This window comes from Hoylesella enoeca JCM 12259 (assembly GCF_000613405.1).
Classification (GTDB): Bacteria; Bacteroidota; Bacteroidia; order Bacteroidales; family Bacteroidaceae; genus Prevotella; species Prevotella enoeca.
In genome coordinates this window covers 19897-44478 of record NZ_BAIX01000017.1, presented here as the reverse complement: position 1 = coordinate 44478, position 24582 = coordinate 19897, and the positions used below count along the sequence as shown (strand labels likewise).

The 24582-nt window shown below is 45.4% G+C and carries 18 protein-coding genes, 3 tRNA genes and 2 pseudogenes; 10 read left to right on the top strand and 13 right to left on the bottom strand.

Translation table 11 applies throughout. The annotated features are described in order from the left end of the window. Nucleotides 1-139: 139 nt before the first annotated feature. The 10 genes from JCM12259_RS14335 to JCM12259_RS06875 form a co-directional block, all read right to left on the bottom strand. A complete protein-coding gene (locus JCM12259_RS14335; RefSeq protein WP_199898772.1) occupies nucleotides 140-1108 on the bottom strand; it encodes a hypothetical protein in 969 nt (322 codons plus the stop codon). Then, complete coding sequence (locus JCM12259_RS16935; protein ID WP_199898771.1) at nucleotides 1030-1758, bottom strand: fimbrillin family protein; 729 nt, start codon at nucleotides 1756-1758, stop codon at nucleotides 1030-1032. The genes JCM12259_RS14335 and JCM12259_RS16935 overlap by 79 nt, the downstream gene beginning before the upstream one ends. Nucleotides 1759-1831: 73 nt before the next feature. After that, a complete protein-coding gene (locus tag JCM12259_RS16930) occupies nucleotides 1832-2002 on the bottom strand; it encodes a hypothetical protein (RefSeq protein WP_172792990.1) in 171 nt (56 codons plus the stop codon). A gap of 478 nt (nucleotides 2003-2480) precedes the next feature. After that, a complete protein-coding gene (locus tag JCM12259_RS06905) occupies nucleotides 2481-2912 on the bottom strand; it encodes a Fur family transcriptional regulator (RefSeq protein ID WP_172792989.1) in 432 nt (143 codons plus the stop codon). A 4-nt stretch (nucleotides 2913-2916) separates the two neighbouring features. Then, entirely contained in the window at nucleotides 2917-4284 is a 1368-nt protein-coding gene (gene hisS, locus JCM12259_RS06900; protein WP_025065904.1) for a histidine--tRNA ligase, read from the bottom strand. 9 nt (nucleotides 4285-4293) lie between these two features. Beyond that, nucleotides 4294-5568 (bottom strand): adenylosuccinate synthase, encoded by a 1275-nt coding sequence (locus JCM12259_RS06895; protein WP_025065903.1) that lies wholly within the window; start codon nucleotides 5566-5568, stop codon nucleotides 4294-4296. Between the two features lie 27 nt (nucleotides 5569-5595). Next, nucleotides 5596-6057, bottom strand: coding sequence for a Fur family transcriptional regulator (locus JCM12259_RS06890; protein ID WP_025065902.1), 462 nt, complete (start codon nucleotides 6055-6057; stop codon nucleotides 5596-5598). Between the two features lie 63 nt (nucleotides 6058-6120). After that, nucleotides 6121-6741 carry a DNA alkylation repair protein gene (locus JCM12259_RS06885; RefSeq protein WP_025065901.1) on the bottom strand — a complete coding sequence of 207 codons (621 nt, stop codon included), beginning with the start codon at nucleotides 6739-6741 and terminating at the stop codon, nucleotides 6121-6123. Continuing rightward, nucleotides 6738-8690 carry a dipeptidyl-peptidase 3 family protein gene (locus JCM12259_RS06880; RefSeq protein WP_025065900.1) on the bottom strand — a complete coding sequence of 651 codons (1953 nt, stop codon included), beginning with the start codon at nucleotides 8688-8690 and terminating at the stop codon, nucleotides 6738-6740. Before JCM12259_RS06880 ends, JCM12259_RS06885 begins: the two co-directional genes overlap by 4 nt. A 19-nt stretch (nucleotides 8691-8709) precedes the next feature. After that, the gene (locus tag JCM12259_RS06875; protein ID WP_025065899.1) at nucleotides 8710-9186 is read right to left on the bottom strand and encodes a helix-turn-helix domain-containing protein; all 477 of its coding nucleotides are present in this window, start codon (nucleotides 9184-9186) and stop codon (nucleotides 8710-8712) included. Between the two features lie 286 nt (nucleotides 9187-9472). Between JCM12259_RS06875 and JCM12259_RS06870 the strand changes: the two genes are divergently transcribed. From JCM12259_RS06870 to JCM12259_RS06850, 5 genes and pseudogenes are all read left to right on the top strand, one after another. After that, entirely contained in the window at nucleotides 9473-12172 is a 2700-nt protein-coding gene (locus JCM12259_RS06870) for a DNA gyrase/topoisomerase IV subunit A (RefSeq protein ID WP_025065898.1), read from the top strand. Continuing rightward, nucleotides 12156-12991 (top strand): annotated as a pseudogene (locus JCM12259_RS14325) (DUF3316 domain-containing protein). The gene JCM12259_RS06870 and the pseudogene JCM12259_RS14325 overlap by 17 nt, the downstream one beginning before the upstream one ends. Continuing rightward, nucleotides 12992-14011: a S41 family peptidase gene (locus tag JCM12259_RS06860; protein WP_025065897.1), complete on the top strand. Its 1020-nt coding sequence runs from the start codon at nucleotides 12992-12994 to the stop codon at nucleotides 14009-14011. A 57-nt stretch (nucleotides 14012-14068) separates the two neighbouring features. Continuing rightward, nucleotides 14069-14150, top strand: a tRNA-Leu gene (locus JCM12259_RS06855). A 412-nt stretch (nucleotides 14151-14562) separates the two neighbouring features. Then, complete coding sequence (locus JCM12259_RS06850) at nucleotides 14563-17259, top strand: 3'-5' exonuclease (RefSeq protein ID WP_025065896.1); 2697 nt, start codon at nucleotides 14563-14565, stop codon at nucleotides 17257-17259. A gap of 296 nt (nucleotides 17260-17555) precedes the next feature. On the opposite strand, the gene JCM12259_RS15815 is transcribed toward JCM12259_RS06850, so the two are convergent. Both JCM12259_RS15815 and JCM12259_RS06840 read right to left on the bottom strand, forming a co-directional pair. Beyond that, nucleotides 17556-18023, bottom strand: coding sequence for a radical SAM-associated putative lipoprotein (locus JCM12259_RS15815; protein WP_025065895.1), 468 nt, complete (start codon nucleotides 18021-18023; stop codon nucleotides 17556-17558). A gap of 17 nt (nucleotides 18024-18040) precedes the next feature. Beyond that, entirely contained in the window at nucleotides 18041-19132 is a 1092-nt protein-coding gene (locus JCM12259_RS06840; protein ID WP_025065894.1) for a TIGR04133 family radical SAM/SPASM protein, read from the bottom strand. A 110-nt stretch (nucleotides 19133-19242) separates the two neighbouring features. On the opposite strand from JCM12259_RS06840, the gene JCM12259_RS06835 reads away from it, so the two are divergent. From JCM12259_RS06835 to JCM12259_RS06825, 3 genes are all read left to right on the top strand, one after another. Beyond that, nucleotides 19243-20247 carry a metallophosphoesterase family protein gene (locus JCM12259_RS06835; RefSeq protein WP_025065893.1) on the top strand — a complete coding sequence of 335 codons (1005 nt, stop codon included), beginning with the start codon at nucleotides 19243-19245 and terminating at the stop codon, nucleotides 20245-20247. Nucleotides 20248-20458: 211 nt separating this feature from the next. Next, nucleotides 20459-20545, top strand: a tRNA-Ser gene (locus tag JCM12259_RS06830). Nucleotides 20546-20574: 29 nt separating this feature from the next. Then, a tRNA-Glu gene (locus tag JCM12259_RS06825) sits at nucleotides 20575-20646 on the top strand. Between the two features lie 40 nt (nucleotides 20647-20686). Here JCM12259_RS06825 and JCM12259_RS06820 read toward each other — a convergent pair. Beyond that, nucleotides 20687-21313 (bottom strand): sugar transferase, encoded by a 627-nt coding sequence (locus JCM12259_RS06820; protein ID WP_025065892.1) that lies wholly within the window; start codon nucleotides 21311-21313, stop codon nucleotides 20687-20689. Between the two features lie 249 nt (nucleotides 21314-21562). Here JCM12259_RS06820 and JCM12259_RS17280 point away from each other — a divergent pair. Together JCM12259_RS17280 and JCM12259_RS14315 are read left to right on the top strand one after the other, a co-directional pair. Then, a pseudogene (locus JCM12259_RS17280) lies at nucleotides 21563-22240 on the top strand (TonB-dependent receptor plug domain-containing protein); the annotation flags it as partial. Between the two features lie 116 nt (nucleotides 22241-22356). Then, complete coding sequence (locus JCM12259_RS14315; protein ID WP_234396574.1) at nucleotides 22357-24570, top strand: SusC/RagA family TonB-linked outer membrane protein; 2214 nt, start codon at nucleotides 22357-22359, stop codon at nucleotides 24568-24570. Nucleotides 24571-24582 lie beyond the last annotated feature (12 nt).

Below are 24582 nucleotides of genomic sequence, written 5' to 3'. Positions count from 1 at the left end.
CCCCGTCGGAAATTCTTTTTGGTCCATGCAGCAGGTGCACGGCCTCATACATAAGGATTATTCCGCGGACAGCCACTGGCGATTAATGAAATAACCTCGCTTCATCACCTTCTGAATCTCCACTCCAGACGCTTCATGATCAGAAATGCACGAAAGGCAAAAATGCCAACCCATTTGCTTTTCCTGAATCCCAAACATTGAATACTGATGGGTCCTCATAATTCAGATGTATCATCGTATAGGAATTAGCATCTCTCTCCATACTCGTCATAACCAGATGCCAAGAAGGATTAAATGTTCCTCCGGCTTGCGTTATCCAATCTCTAAAACCGAGATTCGTTTGCCAAGTAAGAAACGCAAGCGTAGAGATTGCAGAAACGCCCATTAATTGCATCCAATCTTTAAATCCAGGCAAGAACCATTTGCAGCCAAGCATATGACCTGATACGACGATGCCATCGGCAGCTAATTTATCATTGTAATGGCCGGCCAAATAGAAGGCAGGGTATCGAGTTTGTTCATTGCCTTTGATAGTTACGCCATCCTTGCTGGGCCCCCAGGTGTTTTCATAGCCATCATCTATATTGATAGCGTTATTGTAAGTAGGTATATCATAAGGTAGAGGAAACATATTGACATTATCCTGCATACCGGAAGTTGCAGCCCATACTGCTTTTGTTGCGCCAAGATTGATTTCATTTAGCGCAACGGCAAGACCTTTTTCGGTAGCGGTCTTCTCCTTGATCACAACACCAATAGGCTTTCTCGTAGAAGTTTGATCGCCCAGTGCACCCACGGTTCCGTCTTGGAAAAGATAGTAAGGAGTGGTCTTGAATTTGACATTCACCGTATAAGAGTCGTTGCGGGCTAAGGTTCCAAGCATCGTGAGCGCCATTGATTTCGCAGCAAGAGATTTGCCATAGACCGTTCCGCCCGTAAACGTCAAGGTGAAATCATTGCCTTGTGTGCCGGGTAAGAAGTATTGATAATTGCTCGTACGCTCAACCGTTTGCACAATAGGCGAAAACGTCACGGCACTTTCGTGCACGGCACAAGATGCTGTGAGTGCTGTCGAAGTATTGGCTGTGGCGTCTGCCGTGGCATCCAAATGATAACCGACGGTGGCGGGCTGGCTGATGCAGATGCAAGCGTGGCTGTGATACCTGAACCTTGGTTGGTGTAAGATGTGATCTTAACTCGAACGCGAGCTGCCTGATGTTTCATTGCAAATGACACTTTCCAAACTGGTCCGCTAATGGTCTCTGTCGTCGTTCCGATCATCGGATTATCTGTGCCTGCACTGACGATGAGACCAGAAGCATTCATCGTTACGGCATCGTTGATGCAGACAAAAGTATAAGTACCTGGATCAAGTAGCATGTGGGGACACAAAGCATCCCTGATGAAGGTCGTACCACTCACCGTTCCGGTCAATGTGGCTTTACGCGTGCCACCACCATCAAGAGCATAAATTGTATAATGCCCATTGTTCATTGCTGCACGAGTTGGTGCTGTTTCTTCTTTATCCGGTTGTATAGCAACTTCGGCAACAACTCCATTGCCCAAATCAATACTTTCGGTTTTAAGAGTTACAGCCCGTGTTTTATCTTGATCGGTCTTAAATTCTTCTGTATTGATCACGATATGTCCTGGGGCGCCAAGATCTATCAATTGATCGGGTGTGGTTTCTTCATTGCCACATGCTGCCAATAAAATCATCGCACAGATGAAGTTTGCTACTGATATTAATCTTTTCATTGTCTTATTCATTTTAACTTATTACTTAAATTCTAATCCATGAAGTTCGCTTTTGCGAAATCAAAAAGATACATTATAAATCAAACTCTCCTCCTTCTACTTCGTGTTCGTCCCAATCCTCTTCGGTGGTGTTGGGAACATCGAGTCTTACTGAGGTGACACAAATATCCAACTCACTCTCTAATTTGATTACGTTGCACTCAGGTGCTTCATACACCCTTTTCTTACATTCTTGCTTCTTCATATTAACATTATACTTTTAATGAAATTTCGTCGTTATTTCCCCTTGCCGTGTTGGCAAAAGGACATGGAAAAAGGAACAAAGGGAACTCCGAAAAGCCCTTTGTTTATTGGTGTTTAGTCGTCTCCCCTCGCGCGCGCGTAGGGTGAGACGTGAAAGGCGTTTATGCCAGGTAAGATGTGTGTGTGTGTGTGTGTGTTAAGACTTTTTCCGAGATATGCAAATATAAAGCGTTAAAAGATGCAAGAGAATTGCTGTTCTTTTGCATCACGTTATTGCTGTTTATATTTGCTTGTTTTATCATATCTTGATTGCTCTTTTTGATCGGCCTCGCTTGTTCAGACCCCCATCCCCCTAACTTAGGGGGCGAAAGGGGCGAAGCCGGCGGCAAAGGTAGGTAATTAATCTTAAACAGACAAGTGTTTGGCGAAAAATCTTTTAAATAAAAAAAGGCTTCCCCATTCAGAAGCCTTTTAAAAGATTATGATTTCTTACGCTGGCAGTCGGCACATATACCCTTATAATACAGTTGCATCTCATCGACAATGTTGCCGTTGATATGACGCTTCTCGACAAGATGAGGGGCTTCTTCGTCGAACATGTCGATCACCCGGGCGCATTCCTTGCAATAAAAATGCACGTGAGGTGCAATATTCCCGTCATAACACACGCGATGATTGTCAATGGTAATCATCTGTGCGGCATGATGGTCGGAGAAAAGTTTGAGTGTATTATAAACCGTCGTCTTACTTAACGTTGGGATTTTAGGACAAAGTGCCTGATATACTTCATCGATTGTGGGATGGGTGAAATGCGTGAGCAGATACTCCATAATGGCGATCCGCTGCACGGAAGGTTTCAATCCGCTCCTTTGCAAGCGGGTATATGCTTCGTTTTCTATCGTCTGTAACATCTTTTTACTGTTTAGATAGGATCTCAATCAGTTGGTTGGTGTCGATCATTTGCTGTGATCCGGTCTCCATGTTTTTAAGGGTTATCTTTTGTGTTTGTATCTCATTTTCGCCTGCAAGGACCACAAACGGAATCTGTTTGGCATTGGCATAGTTCATCTGCTTCTTCATCTTGACACTGTCGGGATATAGTTCGGCACTGATACCGGCATCACGCACGGTTTTGATCACCGACATACAATAAGCTGCCTCTTTGGCGCCGAAATTGATGAAGAGCACCTGCGTCGTGTTGACCACGGCTTTGGGATAGAGATCTAAGGCATTGAGCACATCGTAGATACGATCAGCTCCGAAACTGAACCCTACCCCACTCAATCCCGGCATACCGAAGATGCCTGTGAGGTTGTCATAACGTCCACCACCGGTTATGCTACCCATAGGAGTGTCTAAGGCTTTGACTTCAAAGATAGAACCCGTGTAATAGTTGAGACCTCGTGCCAAGGTGAGATCCAATTGGATTTCATTTTGTAGACCGATACGCTCTAACGTGTCAAGAATAAACCGTGCCTCTTCCACGCCTTTGAGACCGGTCTCCGATGCAGCGAGCACTTCCGACACAGTATCAAGTTTCTGGTCATTTGTTCCCTCCCATGAGATGATTGGTTGCAACCGTTTGATTGCCTCTTCGCTCAGTCCACTTTCCCGCAGTTCCTCGTTGACTTTCTCAATACCGATTTTATCAAGTTTGTCGATGGCCACGGTGATATCGATCATCTTGTCGGCCTCACCGATCACCTCTGCGATACCCGTCAGAATTTTACGATTGTTGAGCTTGATCTGCACCCGGATTCCGAATCGGGTAAAGACGGTATCGATGATCTGTATCAGTTCAACCTCATTGAGCAATGAATCGGACCCGACGACATCGGCATCGCATTGATAAAACTCACGATAACGTCCCTTTTGTGGACGATCGGCCCGCCAGACAGGTTGGATCTGATAACGCTTGAAAGGCAGCTGCAATTCGTCGCGATGCATCACCACATAGCGGGCGAACGGCACGGTGAGATCATAATGCAATCCTTTCTCGCACAACACCGATGCCAAATGCAATGAGTTGCGGTCGGCTAAATCATCCTCCGAAACCTTATTCATAAAATCTCCAGAGTTCAATACCTTGAAAAGGAGTTTGTCTCCTTCCTCTCCGTATTTGCCCATCAGCGTATGTAGCGTTTCCATGGCAGGTGTTTCGATCTGTTGGAAACCATAGAGGGCATACACCTCTTTAATTGTATCGAAGATGTAGTTACGTTTCGCCATTTCCACTGGCGAGAAGTCTCTTGTTCCTTTGGGTATAGTGGGTTTATTCATCATGTCTGATTTTTATTTGCGGACAATTGTCTGCGAACGGTCCGGACCAATAGAAATGATTTTAATAGGCGTCTCCAACTGTGTCTCTAAAAATGAGATGTAATCTTTGAACGCTTTTGGGAATTCTTCTTCACGAGTCATTTGCGTCATGTCTGTTTTCCAGCCGGGCAACACTTCATATATAGGTTCGATACCAGTTTCAATATCATAGGGGAAATAATCGAGCCGCTTGCCGTTTTGTCGATAAGCTACGCAAACCTTGATCGTATCGAAACTGTCGAGCACGTCGCTCTTCATCATGATCAATTGAGTCACTCCGTTAACCATAATAGCATAACGCAAGGCCACCAGATCAATCCAACCACATCGCCGTTCACGACCGGTTACGGCTCCATATTCATGACCGATTTGGCGGATGAGATCACCCGTTTCATCAAACAGCTCTGTGGGAAACGGTCCCGAACCCACACGCGTACAATAGGCCTTCATGATTCCATAAACATTACCGATCTTCTGAGGAGCTATCCCCAATCCGATACAAGCACCGGCAGACACAGTATTGGATGACGTCACATAAGGATAGCTACCGAAATCAACGTCGAGCATCGTGCCTTGGGCACCTTCGCACAAGATCGATTTACCCGAACAAATCCACCGATTCATCTCATGTTCGCTGTCTACAAGGGTGAATTGACGCAGATAATCGATTCCTTCCATCCATTTCTTCTCTGTCTCTGCAAGATCATAATCCGTATAATTCAAAGCCGCGAGCATTTGCTCATGGTGCGCTTTATGAATCTTGTATTTCGCTTCAAAATCTTCGAGGATATCGCCTACACGCAATCCATTGCGCGAAACCTTATCCGTGTAAGTCGGGCCGATACCTTTTCCTGTCGTACCCACCTTGTTCTTGCCTTTCAATGATTCCTGAGCTGCATCGAGAAGACGGTGTGTCGGCATGATCAGATGCGCTTTCTTCGAGATCAACAAACGGTCTTTCAGCGGATGACCGGATCTTTCCAAATCCTTAGCTTCATCCATAAATAGATCGGGGGCAAGCACCACTCCGTTTCCGATGATATTGAGTTTATCACCCTGGAAGATGCCCGACGGAATGCTCCGCAACACATACTTCTGTCCCTCGAACTCCAACGTATGACCCGCATTGGGGCCTCCTTGAAAACGAGCAACGACATCATAGTCGGGAGTTAACACGTCTACAACTTTGCCTTTGCCTTCATCGCCCCACTGTAAGCCGAGCAAAACATCTACTTTACCGTTATTCATTGTTGCCTTTATTTGATCTTTTTGCATTCAGACAGTCTTCTTGCGCATCATTTTAGATTGACACGCACTGCAAATACCATAAATATAAAGCGAGAATCCATCTTTCCGAAATCGCTTCAAGCGTGCTTCATCCACTGCTTTAATAATATCAGGTGCGATGATTTCCGTCACTTTGCCACACACAGTACACACTTGATGACTATGATTGGAATTGGCATAACAAGCCTCATATTTCGTTCCATCAAGCAAACGATGACGCACGATCAGCCGAAGTTTGATAAAAAGCCGTAGCGTATTATATAAGGTAGCTCGGCAAACAAAGAATTTCTGCTCGGCTAAATGCGTTTCCAACTGTTCAAGTGTGAAATGTCCGCCTATCGAATAAGCTGTATCCAAGATGGCATAACGCTCAGGCGTCTTGCGACGATGACTCGTTTCAAGATAATTATCGAGTATTTGTCTGACTTCTTTCTTCACACTCTCTTTCATCTATGCTGTTCTGAAATCCTCACAAAAATACAATTATTTCTTGAATTAACCCGTGCCGAGATTTCAAAATATAGCAATATTGAGAGGTTTTAACGCTTTTCGGGCCATATTTGCATAGACATATCCCAATTGAATAAATCGCTCCACGCTGGCCAACGCCGCTCGTCTGACACCGATATGACTGCTTTGCAAAGCCGCATAAACCTGATCCAAATATTCGTTGATTCCTCGCGCATTCGGTTCCTGACCGCGCATGAACAGACGGGCAAGTATCTGATAACTGCAAATCTGTCGAAGATCGTCATCCGAAGCCATCCATTTGAAAGCCAAAACCGGTGCATAATCCAAATACTGATACAGATTGAAAGCGGCCAATTCGGCTATTTCCTGCGTGGGAGTCTGCTCCATCCAGATGTCGACCACTTCGGGCAACATCTTCTCTGCGGGCATAATCATTGTGGCCAAAATCTTACATTCGCGAATATTCTCCTTCCACAAAGCAATGGCCAACTCGTAATCCTTGCCATATTCAGTTGCCATCGTTTTCAGCGTGGGAACGGGAACGCCCCAATTTAATTTATAATCGACTCCTTTCTCACGCATCGAGCGCGATGCATCGCCGTTCATATAAAGGCGGAAAGACTGTTTGATCTTTCGCAACTTAGTGTTTGTCTCCTCTGTCATAACAATCCGAATTCCTCGCTATAACGTAGCATCTGATGCGAATAAGTCTCTGTGTAGTCGAGCTTGACATCTATGATCTCGTTCTGTTCATTCAAAACGGGTTTCATCCATGGATTGATGAATCCCTTATAAGGTGCAAGATGCAGACGGGCATAGCGTTCCAACACCTCGCGATGCAATACTTCGTCTACGCTGACTGCATATTTCTCCACCAAATTACGCGCTGCGTCGAAATCACCCTCACTCTTGATACGCTGGATTTCGGCCAAGAGCTGTGCAAAAAGAGTTCTCAATGCCTGATAATCATTGATCACCACAGATGTTTTTCCGCCTCGATAAACCAACGAGACAGCTCCTTTGGCATGTTCATAGACCCAATGTGCAATGAGTGCACGGTTGCGCATATGCGCCTCTTCGATGCAATGCCCCGGACGAATGCGCGTGAGTTGCGTCATCAAACCATTGAGCATATACGTGTAATATTGTGATTGATGAGCTTGTTTATCGGGCAGAAGTCCCAGCTCAATGAGTTTGTCGTCAGCAATATAATAAAGTCCGAACAGATCGGCACGCGCTTCTTCGATTGTGTTTCCGTACTCTTTGAGGGCGTCTGAATCCACTCCAGGGAGCAACCGACCACTTCCGTGGCCTAAGCATTCATGCAGATCGGTGTGCAAATCATCGCAGAGATCGCCATAACGATCAATCAATGCCCGTGTCGTTTCATCACAAACAAATTCTTCATAGAAGCCATTGCCGTGTGCAGCCTTATTATATGCCTCGGTGAGATTGCCGATCGTGACACTCTTCGAACCATATCGCGCTCTGATCCAATCGGCATTGGGCAGATTGATTCCTATGGCTGTAGAGGGATATTCATCGCCACCGAGCATCGCAGCACACACCACATGGGCTGTCACGCCGCGTACCTCACGTTTGCGGAAACGCTCATCCACAGGTGAATGATCCTCAAACCACTGTGCATTGCGACATATAGCCTGCGTGCGACGCGTTGCTTCCATGTCTTTATATTCAACAATTCCCTCCCAAGAACCTTTCAAACCGAGCGGATCTCCATAGACTTCGATAAAGCCATTAATGAAATCCACCCGCCCCGCTTGTTCTTGAAGCCATTCGATGGAATAGCGATCGAAAATCTTCAAATCGCCCGTGCGATAATAGTCGATGAGTAATCGGATCACACGCTGCTGCTGTTGGTTCTCAGCCACATCCTTTGCCTTCTCCAACCAATGGATAATCGCACGAATGGCACGTCCATATCGTCCGTTTTCCGTCCATTGGATTTCACGGATCTCATTACCGTCTTTCACCACAGTCGAGTTCAATCCCCACGATGGCGGCTCTTCATCCTCGGTCGATTTCAGTCTGTTATAATACGTCTCAACCTCCTTTTGCGTCACACCGTCATAAAAATTGCAGGCCGAAGTCTGCACCAAATCCTCGCCAACCGACTTGTTTACGCGTTTGGACAGCACTGATGCGTCGAAGATCACAGGGAAAACCTCGTCGATAAAATCCTGCGCCCGTATCCCCTCTTGTTCCAAAGGCCAATCGGATTTGCACAACTTCATGATCTCATTCTTCAAAAAAGATTCCGAGAACTCCGGTTGAAACTTCTCACAACCATAATGATGATAAATCCCGTTAGAGAACCACAGTCGTTTGAGGTACACTTCCAACGCCTTGAAATCGGCACAATCTCTCGGTCCGCTATACCTTATATATATAGCCTCCAAAACTTTTCGAATCCGCAGATTATATCGACCAAACTGATCGGTCGTGATGTCTCGCCCCGCAAGTGTGGCCTGAGACAGATAATAAATATAGGCTTTCTGCCGGGCAGACAGTTCTTCAAAGCCGTTGAGTTTGTAACGCAGCAATTGCAAGTCGGCAAAATGCTCGTCCGTATATATAAAATCCTGTTCCATATCTTTTTATGACAAGGGGTTAGAAAGACGCTTTTTCACCTTTCGTTTGACGCTTAGTCGTCTTCCCATTAACGGCTTTTCGCGGTGCAATATACCGTAATTTGTAAGCGCGCGGCGTACAACCGTTGATTTTATAGAATGCAACATAAAATGACTGACGATTCGCAAAGCCCACCATCGCAGATATATCTTCAATATTCAAATCTCTATAACGCTTGTCGGCCAACAGCGCCATAGCCTCCTCCACACGGTAACTGTTGACCAAAGTAGCATAATTCGTATGAAATCTAACATTGAGAACAGCCGATATATAACGCGTATTCGTACCGATATCCATGGCCAAGCGCTTAGCTGAATAACTCTTTTCCTTATACATCTTTTTGACAAATAGAACATGAATGATCTTCTCTTTCAATTCATCCATCATCTGCGGGCTGACCAACGTGCGGTATGCAGCCTCCGTAATCTTCTTATCTGTAATGTTATATTTTGCCATTTCTCCACCTAATTGATGCAAAAATACACAGAATCTCGCATATAATCAAGCCTTACTTGGACTTTTTTGGCATACCAAGTCAAGTGAATAAAGGCTATTTCCAATTAAGAATTAACAATCGATAATTCTTATTCAGACTCTGATTGAGGAGATTTATAACGATGAGAAGCGCAGTAAGGTTACATAAACTTTATTAAACAGGCGAGAAAAAGTATAAAAAGATTCAATCGATTTTCGTAACTTTGCATCTGAATTATTACCCCTACAACAAATCATTACACAAAGGATGAACGACGACATAAGAGAAAACGACGCAATGGATGAGCAGAATACCGAAACTCATTCCGATTATCAACCGGTGAATCGATTTGATGCTTCGGCCGTGCATCACCTCAGCGGAATGTATCAAAACTGGTTTTTGGATTATGCTTCCTATGTGATTCTCGAACGGGCCGTGCCACATATCGAAGACGGATTGAAACCGGTGCAGCGTCGTATATTGCATTCGATGAAGCGAATGGATGACGGACGTTATAATAAGGTGGCCAACATCGTGGGGCATACGATGCAATTCCATCCGCACGGCGATGCATCTATCGGCGATGCATTGGTGCAACTGGGACAGAAAGATCTGTTGGTCGACACGCAGGGAAACTGGGGAAATATTCTCACAGGCGACCGTGCGGCAGCTCCCCGATACATTGAAGCCCGATTGTCGAAGTTTGCGCTCGACGTGGTTTTCAATCCGAAAACCACCGAATGGCAGCAAAGTTACGATGGACGAAATAAGGAACCGATTACGCTTCCAGTCAAATTTCCTCTGCTCTTGGCGCAAGGTGCAGAGGGAATTGCCGTGGGACTGAGTTCAAAAATATTACCACACAATCTCAACGAGATCTGCGACGCAGCCATTGCATATCTGCGCGGTGAGGATTTTCAGCTTTATCCCGATTTCCCCACAGGCGGAAGCATTGATATAAGCAAATATAATGACGGCCAACGAGGCGGAGTCTTGAAAGTGCGAGCCAAGATTGAAAAGCAGGATAACAAGACATTGGTCATCAAGGAAATTCCTTTCAGCAAGACGACAACGACACTCATTGATTCGATTCTTAAAGCCATAGACAAGGGAAAGATCAAAGCGAAGAAAGTGGATGACAATACTGCTGCCGAAGTTGAGATTCAGGTGCATTTGGCTCCTGGTGTTTCGTCGGATAAAACACTTGATGCGCTTTACGCATTCAGCGATTGCGAAGTAAACATTTCGCCCAATTGCTGCGTGATTGAAGACAATAAGCCATGCTTTCTGACCGTGAGCGACGTGCTTCGGCATAGTGTTGACAGCACGATGGGGCTGCTTCGTAAGGAATTACAGATTCGGAAAGACGAGCTTTTGGAGCAACTCTTCTTCTCTTCACTTGAAAAAATCTTTATCGAAGAGCGCATTTATAAAGATAAAAAGTTTGAGAACGCCGAGAATATGGACATTGCTGTGGCGCATATTGACAACCGCCTTGCACCTTTCAAACCCGATTTGATTCGTGAAGTAACCCGCGACGACATTCTCAAACTGATGGAAATCAAGATGCAACGCATCTTAAAGTTCAGTAAAGACAAGGCTGATGAACTCATCGCTAAGATGCAGGAGGAGATCAACGAGATTGATCGCGACCTCGCACAGATGGTAAGCGTCACCATCAATTGGTTCCAGTTTATCAAAGATAAATATGGAAAGGCACACCCACGGATGACTGAAATCAAGAACTTTGACACCATCGAAGCTGCCAAAGTAGTTGAAGCCAACGAGAAACTCTACATCAATCGCCAAGAAGGATTCGTTGGTACGGGTCTGAAAAAGGATGAATTTGTGTGCAATTGTTCTGATATCGACGACATCATCGTATTTTATCGCGATGGAAAATACAAAATTATCCGTGTGGCCGACAAGATTTTCGTGGGCAAAAACATTCTGCACGTACAGGTGTTTAAGAAAAACGACAAGCGCACAATCTATAATGTGGTTTACCGAGACGGTCGACAGGGCTTCTATTATTATAAGCGTTTCAATGTAACGAGTATGACTCGAGACAAGGAATACGACTTAACGCAAGGCACACCGGGTTCGAAAGTCGTTTATTTTACAGCTAACCCGAATGGCGAAGCAGAAGTAATCAAGGTGACACTCGACCCGAATCCTCAAAAGAAAAAGCAAAACATATTCCTTGAACGCGACTTCTCTAACGTGCTGATCAAGGGCAGAACGTCGAAGGGGAACCTGCTGACGAAAGAATCTGTGCATCGAATCGGGCTGAAAAGTCACGGTCATTCCACGCTCGGAGGCCGCAAAGTGTGGTTCGATCCAGATATAAACCGCATCAATTATGAGGAACATGGTCGCTATCTTGGTGAATTTAACGACGAAGATGCCATTCTTGTAGTACTTGATAACGGTGAATTTTACATCACAAACTTTGATGCCAACAACCATTATGAGGATAATATACAGATCATTGAGAAGTGGAATGCAGAGAAAGTATGGACAGCCGTGCTCTTCGACGCAGATAACCAAGGCTACGCTTATGTGAAACGCTTCTTGATGGAAGCCACCAAACGTCATCAGAACTACTTGGGCGAGAATCCTGAAAACAAACTGATTCTGCTCTCGGACCAAGCTTATCCGCGTCTGAAAGTGATTTTTTCCGGCAACGATTCATTCCGGGACGCGATGGAAATTGATGTCGACGAGTTTATCAGTGTGAAAGGTTTCAGAGCCAAAGGCAAGCGGATCTCTACGTATCAAGTGGGAACCGTAGAGGAATTGGAACCGACCCGTTTCCCGGAAAAGGATGAAGACGATAGCGAAAAGACCGGAAACGAAACGGAAAATACAGAGAATCTGGATCCTGATGCCGGTAAAAGTCAGCAGCAAGTGATTGATGAAATAACAGGACAATTAAGTCTTTTCGGTGATGATGACAGTCAATAATTTTCTGAAACGTTGGCTGATATGCACACTGCCGGTCGCCATCAGTTTCATTTCCATGCCCGTTCGGGCACAGACCGATACCATCGTGGGGCGCAAAGTGATTACCAACGCCCGATTGGTGGGTATCGGTGCAACCCAAATACTCGACACATATCTCTCTCCGGAGAAATATACTGGCACCGAACTGCGCTATATCTCGCATACCGTTCGTGAACGCGAAGGACGTCGATGGTCGCGTGAAATGGTTCACCAAGGCAGCATTGCCAGGGCCGACAACCGCTCGGGCAACGGCGATGAGATCGCAGGACGTTATCAATTCGGTTACGGTTGGCATCTGAATTGGTATGGATTGGATGGTCGACTGCATCTGAAAGCAGGCGGAATGATCGATGCCGATCTCGGTTTCATCTACAATACGCGCAACGGGAACAATCCTTCACAAGCCATAGCAGCACTCAATCTCACGCCTTCTGCCGCTATCAGTTATCAATTCACCGTTAAACGACGTGCAATTAACGTGAGTTTAGAAGCCGAAATACCGTTAATCGGACTGCGATTCAGCCTAATTACGGACAGTCTTATTATGAGATTTTTTCAGAAGGCAATTACGACCGCAACATCGCACCAACATTCATCGGCAACGCACCGTCTATGCGACATCTGTTGGCTGTTGATTTTCCCTTGTTGAAGACCGTTTGCCGGATCGGTTATTTAGGCGATTTCCGGCAAGCTCATGTCAATTCTCTCAAATCTCATATCTACACGCATGCCGTTGTGATCGGTATCGTGAAGAAATTCAAATTCATCAAGATTCGCTAAATGACTCTCAAACATTCCCTTTTGGCATTCATCGTTCTGCTGTCAACCATCGTTTGCATCTCGTGTGTAGACGAAACGGAATTCGATAACGACCCACGCGGCAATTTCGAAGCCCTTTGGCGTATGATCGATGAGCACTATTGCTTTTTCGACTACAAACGACAGACTTACGGACTTGACTGGGATGCCGTGCACAAGAAATATGCTCCGCAATTCAACAACAGTATGTCAGAGGATCAATTGTTTGAAGTCTTGGGCAATATGTTGGCCGAACTGCGCGACGGACATGTCAATATGTACTCCCGTTTCAATCTGGCACGCAACTGGTCATGGCACGAGAACTATCCTTCTAACTTCAGCGACACCTTATATAATAAGTATATCGGCACCGATTATAGACAAACCAACGGGTTGCAATATCGCATTCTCGACGACAATATCGGTTATCTGCGCTGTGCCAGTTTTCAAAACGGATTAGGAGCAGGAAACTTAGACGAGATTCTCTCATACTTTGCACCCTGCAACGGACTGATCATCGACATCCGAAATAATGGTGGCGGACTCATTACTAGTGCTGAAACGCTGGCTGCAAGATTCACAAACAAAGAACTGCTTGTGGGATATATGCAACACAAAACAGGCAAAGGACACGACGATTTCTCGTCGATGCGGGAGCAACGGCTGCGTCCTGCACGTGGCATTCGATGGCAGAAACGAGTCGTCGTACTAACCAACAGGCGGGTGTACAGCGCTGCCAATGAATTTGTGAAATACATGCGGTGTTGTCCGAAAGCGACGATCGTAGGCGACAAGACAGGGGGCGGCGCGGGATTACCGTTTTCCAGCGAACTGCCCAACGGTTGGAGCATCCGCTTCTCAGCATGTCCGATGTATGACAAAGATCGTAACTCCACCGAATTTGGCATCGAACCCGACTACAAAGTGGGCTTGACAATGACCGATATCACGCAAGGTCGCGATGCCATCATCGAATACGCACGCAATTTATTGATGCAATAATTTGGCTGTTTACAGATAAATCCATATCTTTGCAGCCGTCGAAAACACTTTCTCACTGCGCTTGTGGCGGAATTGGTAGACGCGCCAGACTTAGGATCTGGTGTCTTATGACGTGTAGGTTCGAGTCCTATCAGGCGCACAATTTAAAATGCTGAATAGTTAATTGCCAACTATTTAGCATTTTCTTTTTAATAATATGACTACAATTCTTACTACTATTTACCTGAATATCTCACCTTTTCAACCTCAGCGACACCAAAAGAAAAGTGACCATCCGGCACGGATAATCACTTTAAGCTGTTCAATTTAAAAATTGTGTAGAATTCAATAGCAAATGTATAATTCATTAAAAACGATGACATTACACATAAAAAGGACTGCGAAGAATGCTTAAATGCCCGGCGTTTAACGGCTAATTGCACAGCAATTAACAGCTTTTCGCAAAACACTTCATAATGGGTTGGACACCAACCATTTATAAAACACATCTCATTCTTATTCATCTTTCCCTGAATTATACTATCTTTGTATCACTGAAAAGATGGGAAGTGATGGAAGAATTGCGGATAGATTGGCAACCAGATGAGAGCCAACGCGAAGTAATCGACGTGCAAGGAGGTCAGCATTTGGTGTTAGCACCTCCGGGATGTGGCAAAACCCAGATCCTGACGGAACGTGTGAAGCGGGCCCATGCGTGTGGAACGGCTTATGAAGACATGCTCTGCCTGACTTTCACCAATCGTGCTGCACGTGGCATGATGGAGCGAATCCGTACGCATATCGTAGATAATGACGTCGCGAATATGTATATCGGAAATATTCATCGCTTCTGTTCGCGTTTCTTATTCGAACATAGTGTCATCCCCGCAGAGTCTTCTGTGATCGACGATGATGATGCTGTCAGCATATTGGCACGCTTTCTCGACGAAGACGAAAAGCAAGTGGCAGCCACTTACAAACGATTGCACGACTACCACGAAGTGATCTTTTTCTCGCATTTGATGTATCAATTGAATCGCCGACATCCGCGAACCTTGCGGCTACACACCGATTGTATCAATGCCAATGACATCGCAGCAATGCGCGAGATATGCCGCGTGCAACAGACGACATTCACTGCCGAGACGATGATGGATATCTATGAGCATGCCGATTTTTACCTGGATACTTCGCGAATGGATGGTTATGATTATGGAAAAATGACCATTCTCGACTCACTTTTGCATAAAATGAAACTCGCCAAGCAGTATGAACGATATAAAACAGATCATAAACTGGTAGATTTTGAGGACTTGCTGTTGCTTACTTACGACACATTGACAAGCAATCAAAGGCAAAACGTTCGTCGATACCCGTGGATTCAAGTAGATGAAGTGCAAGATTTGAACCCGTTGCAGCTCGCTATTGTTGATGCTATTACAGCCGATGGCGATGCCACAGTGGTGTTTCTCGGCGACGAACAGCAAGCAATTTTCTCGTTTATGGGTGCCAAACTCGACACGCTTGATGTGCTGAGGGAGCGCTGCAAGGGGCGGATCCATCACCTTACAGTCAATCATCGGTCGCCGAAATACCTGCTTGACGTGCTGAACACGTATGCTTCACGCGTGCTGCACATCAATTCCGATTTATTGCCGACAGCTGATAACGAGGCGACTTGCGATGGAGGAGAACTCAAACTGCTGTATAGCGATACTTTGGATGCCGAATATCGCGATGTGGCTGCATTCACCCGACAACTGCACGACAATTTTACGGCGGAGACAACAGCCATCATCGTCAATTCAAATAGCGATGCCGAGCTGTTGAGCCGAGCTTTGCGAGACATTGATTTGCCACATTTCAAAGTATCGGGTATTGATCTTTTCTCAACGAATGAAGTCAAATTGTTGTTCGCTCACCTCAATGTGCTGACCAACGAACACAATTTTATGGCGTGGTCGAGGCTGATCAAGGGTTTAAAAGTGGTGGAGACAAATAGTGCGGCACGCAATTTCGTCCGTTCATGTCAACAAAACGGACTGCTTCCTTCTGATTTTTTGCGCTATGAAAGCAGCTCTTATATCGCTGATTTTGTGCGAATTTGCACTGAGAAAGAACTTGTGGTGTTCGACACCGAGACTACGGGACTTGATGTTTTTACAGACGACATTGTGCAGATTGCAGCTGTCAAGATGCGCGAAGGACGCGTGATCGAAGGTTCGGAATTCAAGATCTTCATTACTACGAACCGTGAAATCCCTTCACATTTGGGCGACATTGCCAATCCAATTATAGAGGAATTGAAGCACAACAGGCAATATCCGCATGACGAAGCGTTGCAAATGTTTCTCGATTATGTGGGCGACGGCATTCTATTGGGGCATAATGCAGATTACGATTATCATATTCTCGATTGGAACCTGCGTCGTTATTGTCCGCAGATCAACCTGCATGAGCGTTGTCCTCGATACTTCGACTCATTGAAACTGGTGCATCTTCTCGAACCCGATTTAAAACAATACAAGTTGAAAGCATTATTGGAGATCTTTCATTTGCAAGGAGAGAACTCGCATTTGGCCGATGCTGACGTGCAGGCAACGGCTCATGTCGTGAGCTATTGTTATGAGCGAGCCAGGGAATTATTGCCTATTCAACAAGCGTTTATGGACCGTGAACGAGTGAAAAGCTGTGGCGAACGGCTTCGGCGCAACTATCGTGACTTGTTTCTTGATGCACACAGCCGGTTGTATGCGCCTTGTTCTGCAACTGACCGACCACCATTGGTAACCGAATTAATGCTCTTTTATGATGCACTTTTAGCCGACGGATTAATAGAGAAGGTAGATGGAATCGGCTATATTGAGACTTATCTCACAGAAGATGTGGTGGATTTGCTACGTGAAAAGGCGTTGATACAGCAATTGAACAGGCATATCATGGAGATCAACACGTTGAAAGAGGCCGACCTTTGCAGCAGTTCTGTTATCCAAGACCGCGTTTTTGTGACCACGGTCCACAAAGCCAAAGGCCTCGAATTTGACAACGTTATTGTCTTCGACGCCATCGACGGGCGTTATCCAAACTATTATAACCAGACCAACGAACAGTTGTTGGCCGAGGATGCGCGCAAATTTTACGTGGCGATGTCGCGTTCGCGCAAACGTCTTTATATTTCGCAGAGCTTGTCACGCATCGATTATCACAACCAGCCACACCCCAATCTGCTCACCCGTTTTATGACGCCTATCCTGTCATATTTCAACTAAAGAAATACGACCGAATATCCGCGCTTTACAGTTCTGATAGTCTTTCAATACAAGCTGTTCGTTTATCACTTTGCGAAACACCGTTAAACACGTTGCGAAAAGCCGTTAAACAGCGTGCAACTAACGGTTATTCGCACGGCGTTTAGCGGTAAACCGGTTACAACTTTTAAACCGAAGCATATCTGCATATCGTTTTTCCGACCGACACATCACCTGAAGCAGTCATGTAACCGCATCCAAAATGATTGGGATCAGATGTCTGCATCAATTCAATTTTCAATGAGAATGATTCTTTTTCAGCATCTTGTCGCTTTCAATTCAAACTCGCCAAGATACCAGTTGCTTCTCTTTCTCACCTGTTTTCGCTCCATTTCGGTCACTTTCACAGAGTCTTTTGCAAACTCACCACCATTGTCCGGACCGTCAACATCTTCCATAACAACGCGGAGTCTGGTGCCTATGCCGCCGGTAGAGATATCTTCGGTGCTGTAAGAACCGTTGTTATCGGTGAATACCACGGCCTTTTTAGCCAATTCAGGAGGTAGTGCTTCGGTATAGGGTTCGACGCCTTTTACTGTCACACGAATACCTTTAATGGGTGCTCCGGAAGCGTCGGTTACACGACCCATGATGTGATAATCTACAGTGGGAGATCCATACTCGCACGGCTCTGTTTCATCATTCGCATGACAGGCAGAGAATCCTAAGATTACGAGCAAGCCTGAAAGAATCCGATTAAACATGCTGAATAATTTTGTTTTCATTCTGTATATATTAGAAACTAACTGATTTTGGCGTTTTCCAAACGATGCAGATGGCAGGTAAGCAACTTGCCGTTGCCATCTCGCAGATGCATTCCGTTACCATGACAATAGCGGAAATACTTGCAGTCTGCACATTCGTCGCAGCGCATCCAATCGCGATTGCGATAAGGAAAGAATCGCTTTTCCCACACATCCATAAAATCATCGGCGTAGATATTGCCTTGATGATAATCGGCTCGGATGCTGGGACAGGATGAAATCGACCCATCGACGAGTACCGATCCGACCGTAATTCCGGCATGACAAAAGAAGAACCTGTCGCGCACTTCACTTTCATAATTGCCCAAGAATCCTTCGCAACCGTAGCTGGCATGAATCAATCCTTTGCTACGCGTGGCTTTAATAAAATCCAACAAACCGCGAAAATGTGCATTGACGAGTTGCATTCGTGGATCGGAAGCAGCCCTTCCGACAGGGAAAACGGTGAAAAGTCGCCATTTCTTGACACCCTTTTCGATCAGAAAATCACGTATTCGTGGCAATTCTTCATAGTTGCGCTCGGTGACACAAGTCACTACATCATAGTCTAATAACGGCGACTCGTGCATCATCGATAAGGCTTCGAATACCCGGTCAAAGCTATTGGTATGTCCGCGCATCCAATTATGATTTTCTTTAAGCCCATCTAAACTCACCGTCATCGTATGAATACCGGCCGAAAGCAGGTCATTGAATTTTCGTTCGGATAGGAAGAGTCCGTTGGTTACCATCCCCCAAGGGAATCCTCGACGATAGATTTCGCGCCCGCAATCAGCAATATCGGCGCGCATCAGCGGTTCGCCACCCGTCACAACAACAAAGACACGGTGTGGATCTGTGCGTTTTGCAATGCTGTCGAGTACACGTAGAAAGTCCTCTCGCGGCATATCGGGTTGGCAAGCAGATGTTTTGCAGTCGCTTCCGCAATGTCGGCAGTGTAAATTACACCGCAATGTAGATTCCCAAAATAGCTGTCGGAGAGGGTGCTCGGCAGTCATATTCTGATAGATTCGGCGCTCGATTTCGAGTCCGAGGCGCTTTCTTATTGATAATTCTACATCCATCTTCATGCTGATTTGATATTATCAAAACGCCTTTTGGTGAATAATATTGCATCAAAAGATGCTTTTTAGGGGTTATTTTGTACTTTTGCGACCGAAATTTGACATAAACAGAGAATATGAAAAGAAGACTTTCGATAGTTGCAATGGCTGCTATGCTGTGTTTGACAACAGTCGGACAGAATCTGAAATTCCATAATGGGATGTTTAAAATCGTACAATTCACCGACCTACATTATAAAACCAACACGCCCGCTTCAAACGTGGCGCTGGCTTGTATTGATGAAATCGTGAATCAGGAAATGCCTGATCTCATCGTTGTTACGGGCGATATTATCTATTCAAAACCCGGAAACGAAGCGCTGCAAGAGGTGTTGGATTGTCTCTCGGCACACAAAGTGCCTTTCGTGATGACGTTCGGCAACCACGACGGAGAACAAGATGTGCCGCTCACAGCGCTTTATGATCAGATGCGGAAAGCTCCTTATAATATCCAACCCGACCGAAACATAACCAAAACGATGGATTATGTCTTGCCTATTAAATCGTCAAACGGTGCGCGGACAGCAGCTTTGGTCTATTGTTTCGACAGTCATAATCACAGCAGAATGGCTGGTGTGAACGGCTATCAATGGTTGACATTCGACCAAATCAGTTGGTATCGTCGGCAAAGCGAGGCTTTTCGTTCGAAAAACGGTGGTAAAACGCTTCCTGCATTGGCCTTTTTTCACATCCCATTACCAGAATATAACATGGCCGTCGACAATCCTCAGTGTATCCTTTACGGCACTCGGATGGAACGAGCTTATGCTCCCAATCTCAATTCGGGTATGTTCACGGCCATGAAAGAATGCGGAGACGTGATGGGAATCTTTTGCGGTCATGATCACGACAATGATTATTCGGTCATATATTATAATGTGTTGCTGGCTCATGGACGCTTTTCGGGTGGCAACACCGAGTATAATCACCTGCGCAACGGAGCAAGAGTTATCATTTTGAAAGAGGGTAAACGCGCTTTCGACACCTATATACACGAACGCGGCGGAAACATTCTCTACCCCACAACTTACCCCAATAGTTACGTCAAAGATAATTGGAAGACACGCAAAGGAGAAAAATAAACATGCAAACAACCTACGGATAGGCAAATGCTTGATTATGGATTCGCACATGGTTGCAACACCTTTCAATTATCAATCATATCGAAAGAAAAGAGCGTTTCGTAAATTTCAGATGAAAAAGATGCACATTTGTTTGGCTGTTTAAAAACAAAGCCTTATCTTTGCACCGCATTTGAGAGAAAATGCTGCGGTGAACGAATTTACCGGAAGAGGAAGTTTGGGTGAGTGGCTGAAACCAGCAGTTTGCTAAACTGCCGTGCGCGTTAGCGTACCGGGGGTTCGAATCCCCCAGCTTCCGCAATCTTTTGGACATTGCAGAATGATAAGGGTGGATTCATCTAACGGTTAGGATACAAGATTCTCAATCTTGGCATAGGGGTTCGATTCCCCTATCCACTACTTTTTTAGTGATTAAGAACCTCTCAAATACACAACAACCCTAAAATTTCTTTCCGATAATCACATTTAGAAATGTGTTTATCATGATCTTTATATCAAACCACCACGAGCGGTGTTTCAAATAATACAGATCCAATTCAAGCCGACGGAGCATCTTTTCAATCGTATCTGTATAACCGTTATATAAAGTGGCATAAGAGGTTATACCTGGTCGTATTTGATATAAGCAAGGATAACGAGGATCTTTTTGGATTATCTGGTCAATGTAATACTTTCGTTCGGGACGCGGTCCGACCAAAGACATCTCACCGCAAAAGACATTCCACAGTTGCGGAAGTTCATCTAAATGATGCTCGCGTAAGAATTTTCCAACCCGAGTGAGCCTTTTGTCCTTTGCATGTCCATACAATGCAGGGCCATTTTTCTCTGCACTGAGAATCATACTACGAAATTTATAAATGTAAAACGGCCTTCCAAAACGACCGATTCGCTCTTGTTTGAAAATAGCCGGACCGTGATCAGCACGCCTAACAACAATATAACATACCAAAAATAAAGGAGAGAGAAGGATGAGACAAGATGCAGAAACAAAGAGATCAAAAAGCCGTTTGACGTTTCTTTCTAATTCATTCATTCCATCATAAATATAGATCTTTTCCTCTGTCATTATAAAGCATACTTTATGATCATAAACGTTTGATTTGTTTGAATATTGCAATTGAATATACTTTTTATTGATGCTTCGGGGCAATAAGAAACAAGCAGATTTCTTGACATAGATTAATTAATTTCAATTTTCAACAAGACAAAAAGTATAAAACAATCAAAAATTTCGCTTTTAAAATTATAATTCATAACTTTGCGAACCATAAAATGTATCGAAAAGAAGTTTATTGTTTAATTAAAGTGTAGGTTTATGGTAAGAAGATTAATGATGGCTTTGATCAGTTTATTCCTTTTCGTAGGATGGGCTGCAGCTCAAAGCAAGGTGTCGGGCACGGTGCTGTCTGCCGAAGACGGTGAACCAGTGGTCGGAGCATCTGTTCTTGTGGTAGGAACAACGACCGGTGCCATGACGAATATTGAGGGACGGTTCACGATAATGATGCCTACGGGTAAGACAAAGATCACAATTCAATATGTGGGAATGAAGAGTCAGACTCTGACCGCAGTCGATGGAATGAAAGTTTTGCTTGAAAGCGATGCCAAAGACATTGATGAAGTGGTTGTGACGGGCTACGGCATACAGCGCAAAGCATCATTCACCGGTGCAGCTTCGCTGTTGAATGGTGATAAAATCGAGAAGAAAAGCGATGCCAACTTTGTAAAATCGCTCGAAGGTTCGGTAACCGGCGTACAGATGAGCAACTCTTCTGGTGCGCCTGGAACATGGGGAGCTGTGTATGTCAGAGGCCGAGGCTCACTTAATTCAGGTACGCAACCGCTCTATGTTATTGATGGCGTACCGATCAACTCGGATCGTGACGCACTCAGGTTGACTAGCAATAACGCTGTGGATCCGATGTCTTCGATCAACCCAAACGACATTGAGAGTGTCACGGTGTTGAAGGATGCCGCTGCGACAGCTATCTACGGATCACGTGCCGGAAACGGAGTCATCGTGATCAAGACCAAAAGCGGTAGCCAAGGCAAGTTTAATGTGAATCTTGATGTCAAGCAAGGTTTCGTGACAATAGCCAATAATAATATATGGAGTTTGCCGATGCAGAGCAAACGTTGCAACTATATGCCGCAGGTCGGGCAGCCCACTACAAGGATAAGACCCAACAAGAATATTATAGTGATTTACTCAAAGAGAACGAGTTGGATACCGTTTCCAACTATGATTGGTTTAATGCGGTGACCCGCAAGGGATATTATCAGGATTACAATCTGAGCGTGAGTGGGCAGACGGGTAACACCGGTTACTACGTCAGCGGAGGCTATTTGAGCAGCGAAGGAACCGTTATCGGCTCCGACTTCAAGCGTTATTCGGGTCGTGCTAATCTCAATAGCAAATTCAAGATCTTCACTTTCGGTGCCAATGTTTCTTATGCTTACGCCATCAAGAACGGTGCAGTCGAGGCAACAAGCGGCTCTCTGAGCAATCCGATTGTTGAAGCCATCACGCTGATGCAACCCTTCTATTCGTTCTATGACAAGCATGGAAACTATGCGAATCTCGAGAGCTATAATCCTCTGGCGATGAATGACAAGGGGCTGGGAGACATCAACAAGATGGAGACTTACACCACAACGGTGAGTCCTTACTTGCAGATGGATTTCGGAAAAGGCATCTATTACAAGACTACATTGGGTGTCAACGTCTTCAGTTTGCGCCAATATGAATATTGGAGTGCCGTTTACAATCCACAGGGTATGGATTATAACGGCCTCGGACAGCAATATAACTCGCAGCGAAGCACCGTTACCTGGAACAACATTGTGGGTTGGAACCGCACGTTTAATCATCTCCATAACCTCAGTGTGATGCTGGGGCATGAATTGCAACGCAAGTCTTTCCAATACGACGCCATCCAAGGTGATAACTTCCCCTTTGCCAGTGCGGGCAATAGAGACCTCTCCACGGTAGGCCATTGGGGCGACTCCAACCACGATAAGCAAGATGCTCGGCTTGTGTCTTACTTCGGGGACGTTCATTATTCCTATGCAGACCGTTATTATTTATCAACTTCTTTTCGTCGCGACGGTAGTTCAGTATTCGGTTCCAAACATCGTTTCGGCTCCTTTTGGAGTGTCGGAGGCAAGTGGCGTTTCACCGATGAAGACTGGTTGGGACTGAAAGACAACAAGGTGATCAATAACGGAACGTTGCGCATTTCGTATGGAACTGTGGGCAATCAGGATATCGACTGGTACGCTTCTCGCGGTCTTTACACGGCTGGTTTCAACTATCACAGCTTACCGGGAACACGTCCTACAAGTCTGGAAAACCCCGACCTGACATGGGAAGTGTCGCGGAAATTCGACGTAGGTTTTGACCTCGGCCTGCTGAATCGCCTCACGTTGAGTTTTGACTATTATAACGAGAAGACCACAGACGCCCTTTTTGAGGTGCCGCTCTCACAGACTTCGGGTTTGGAGAACACATATCAGAACCTCGGATCGATCCGTAATCAGGGTATCGAATGGACACTCAACGCCACGATTATGCATTCCAACGAGCTCAACTGGACGGCTTATGCCAACCTCACTTGGAATCGAAATCGCGTATTGAAAATGTCGACCGATGATCCGATCGAGGGCACTTACTATATCATTAAGCCCGGCTATGCTTACCAAACTTTCTATTTGAAAGAATACGCAGGCGTCGACAGAGAAACCGGCAAACCCACATGGTATCTCAACGAGTCGGGCAACGAGGTGACAAGCGACTATAATGCCGCTGCCAAACGCTATTTGGGATCGCCCGATCCCAAGGTTTTCGGAGGTTTCGGAACCACTGCCAACTGGAAAGGATTTGATGCGTCGATCGCTTTCAACTATCGGCTTGGCGCCAAAGTATTTGATTCCGGCGCTGCATTTACAGGTTGGGGAATGTCAGAATACACACCGCTGAAACGCGTGGCAACCGACTCTTGGACACCAAACAACAAAGATGCGAAATATCCGCAATACATTACCAGCGATCCCTATCATGCCACCAGTTATTCGTCTCGCTTCTTGATGAGCGGCAATTTCTTGCGTCTGAGCAACATTTCGATCGGTTACACCCTGCCCAAAACGCTCATTCGCAAAGCAATGATGGAGAAAGTGCGCATCTATCTATCGGCAGACAACCTCTATACATGGACTGCCAGCGACTTTGTGGGCTATAACCCGGAGACTTATTCCACCGGAATCATCGCCTGGCAATATCCTGCTTCCACCACATTCGTAGGCGGGGTGCAGATCAGTTTCTAATCATTTAAACAA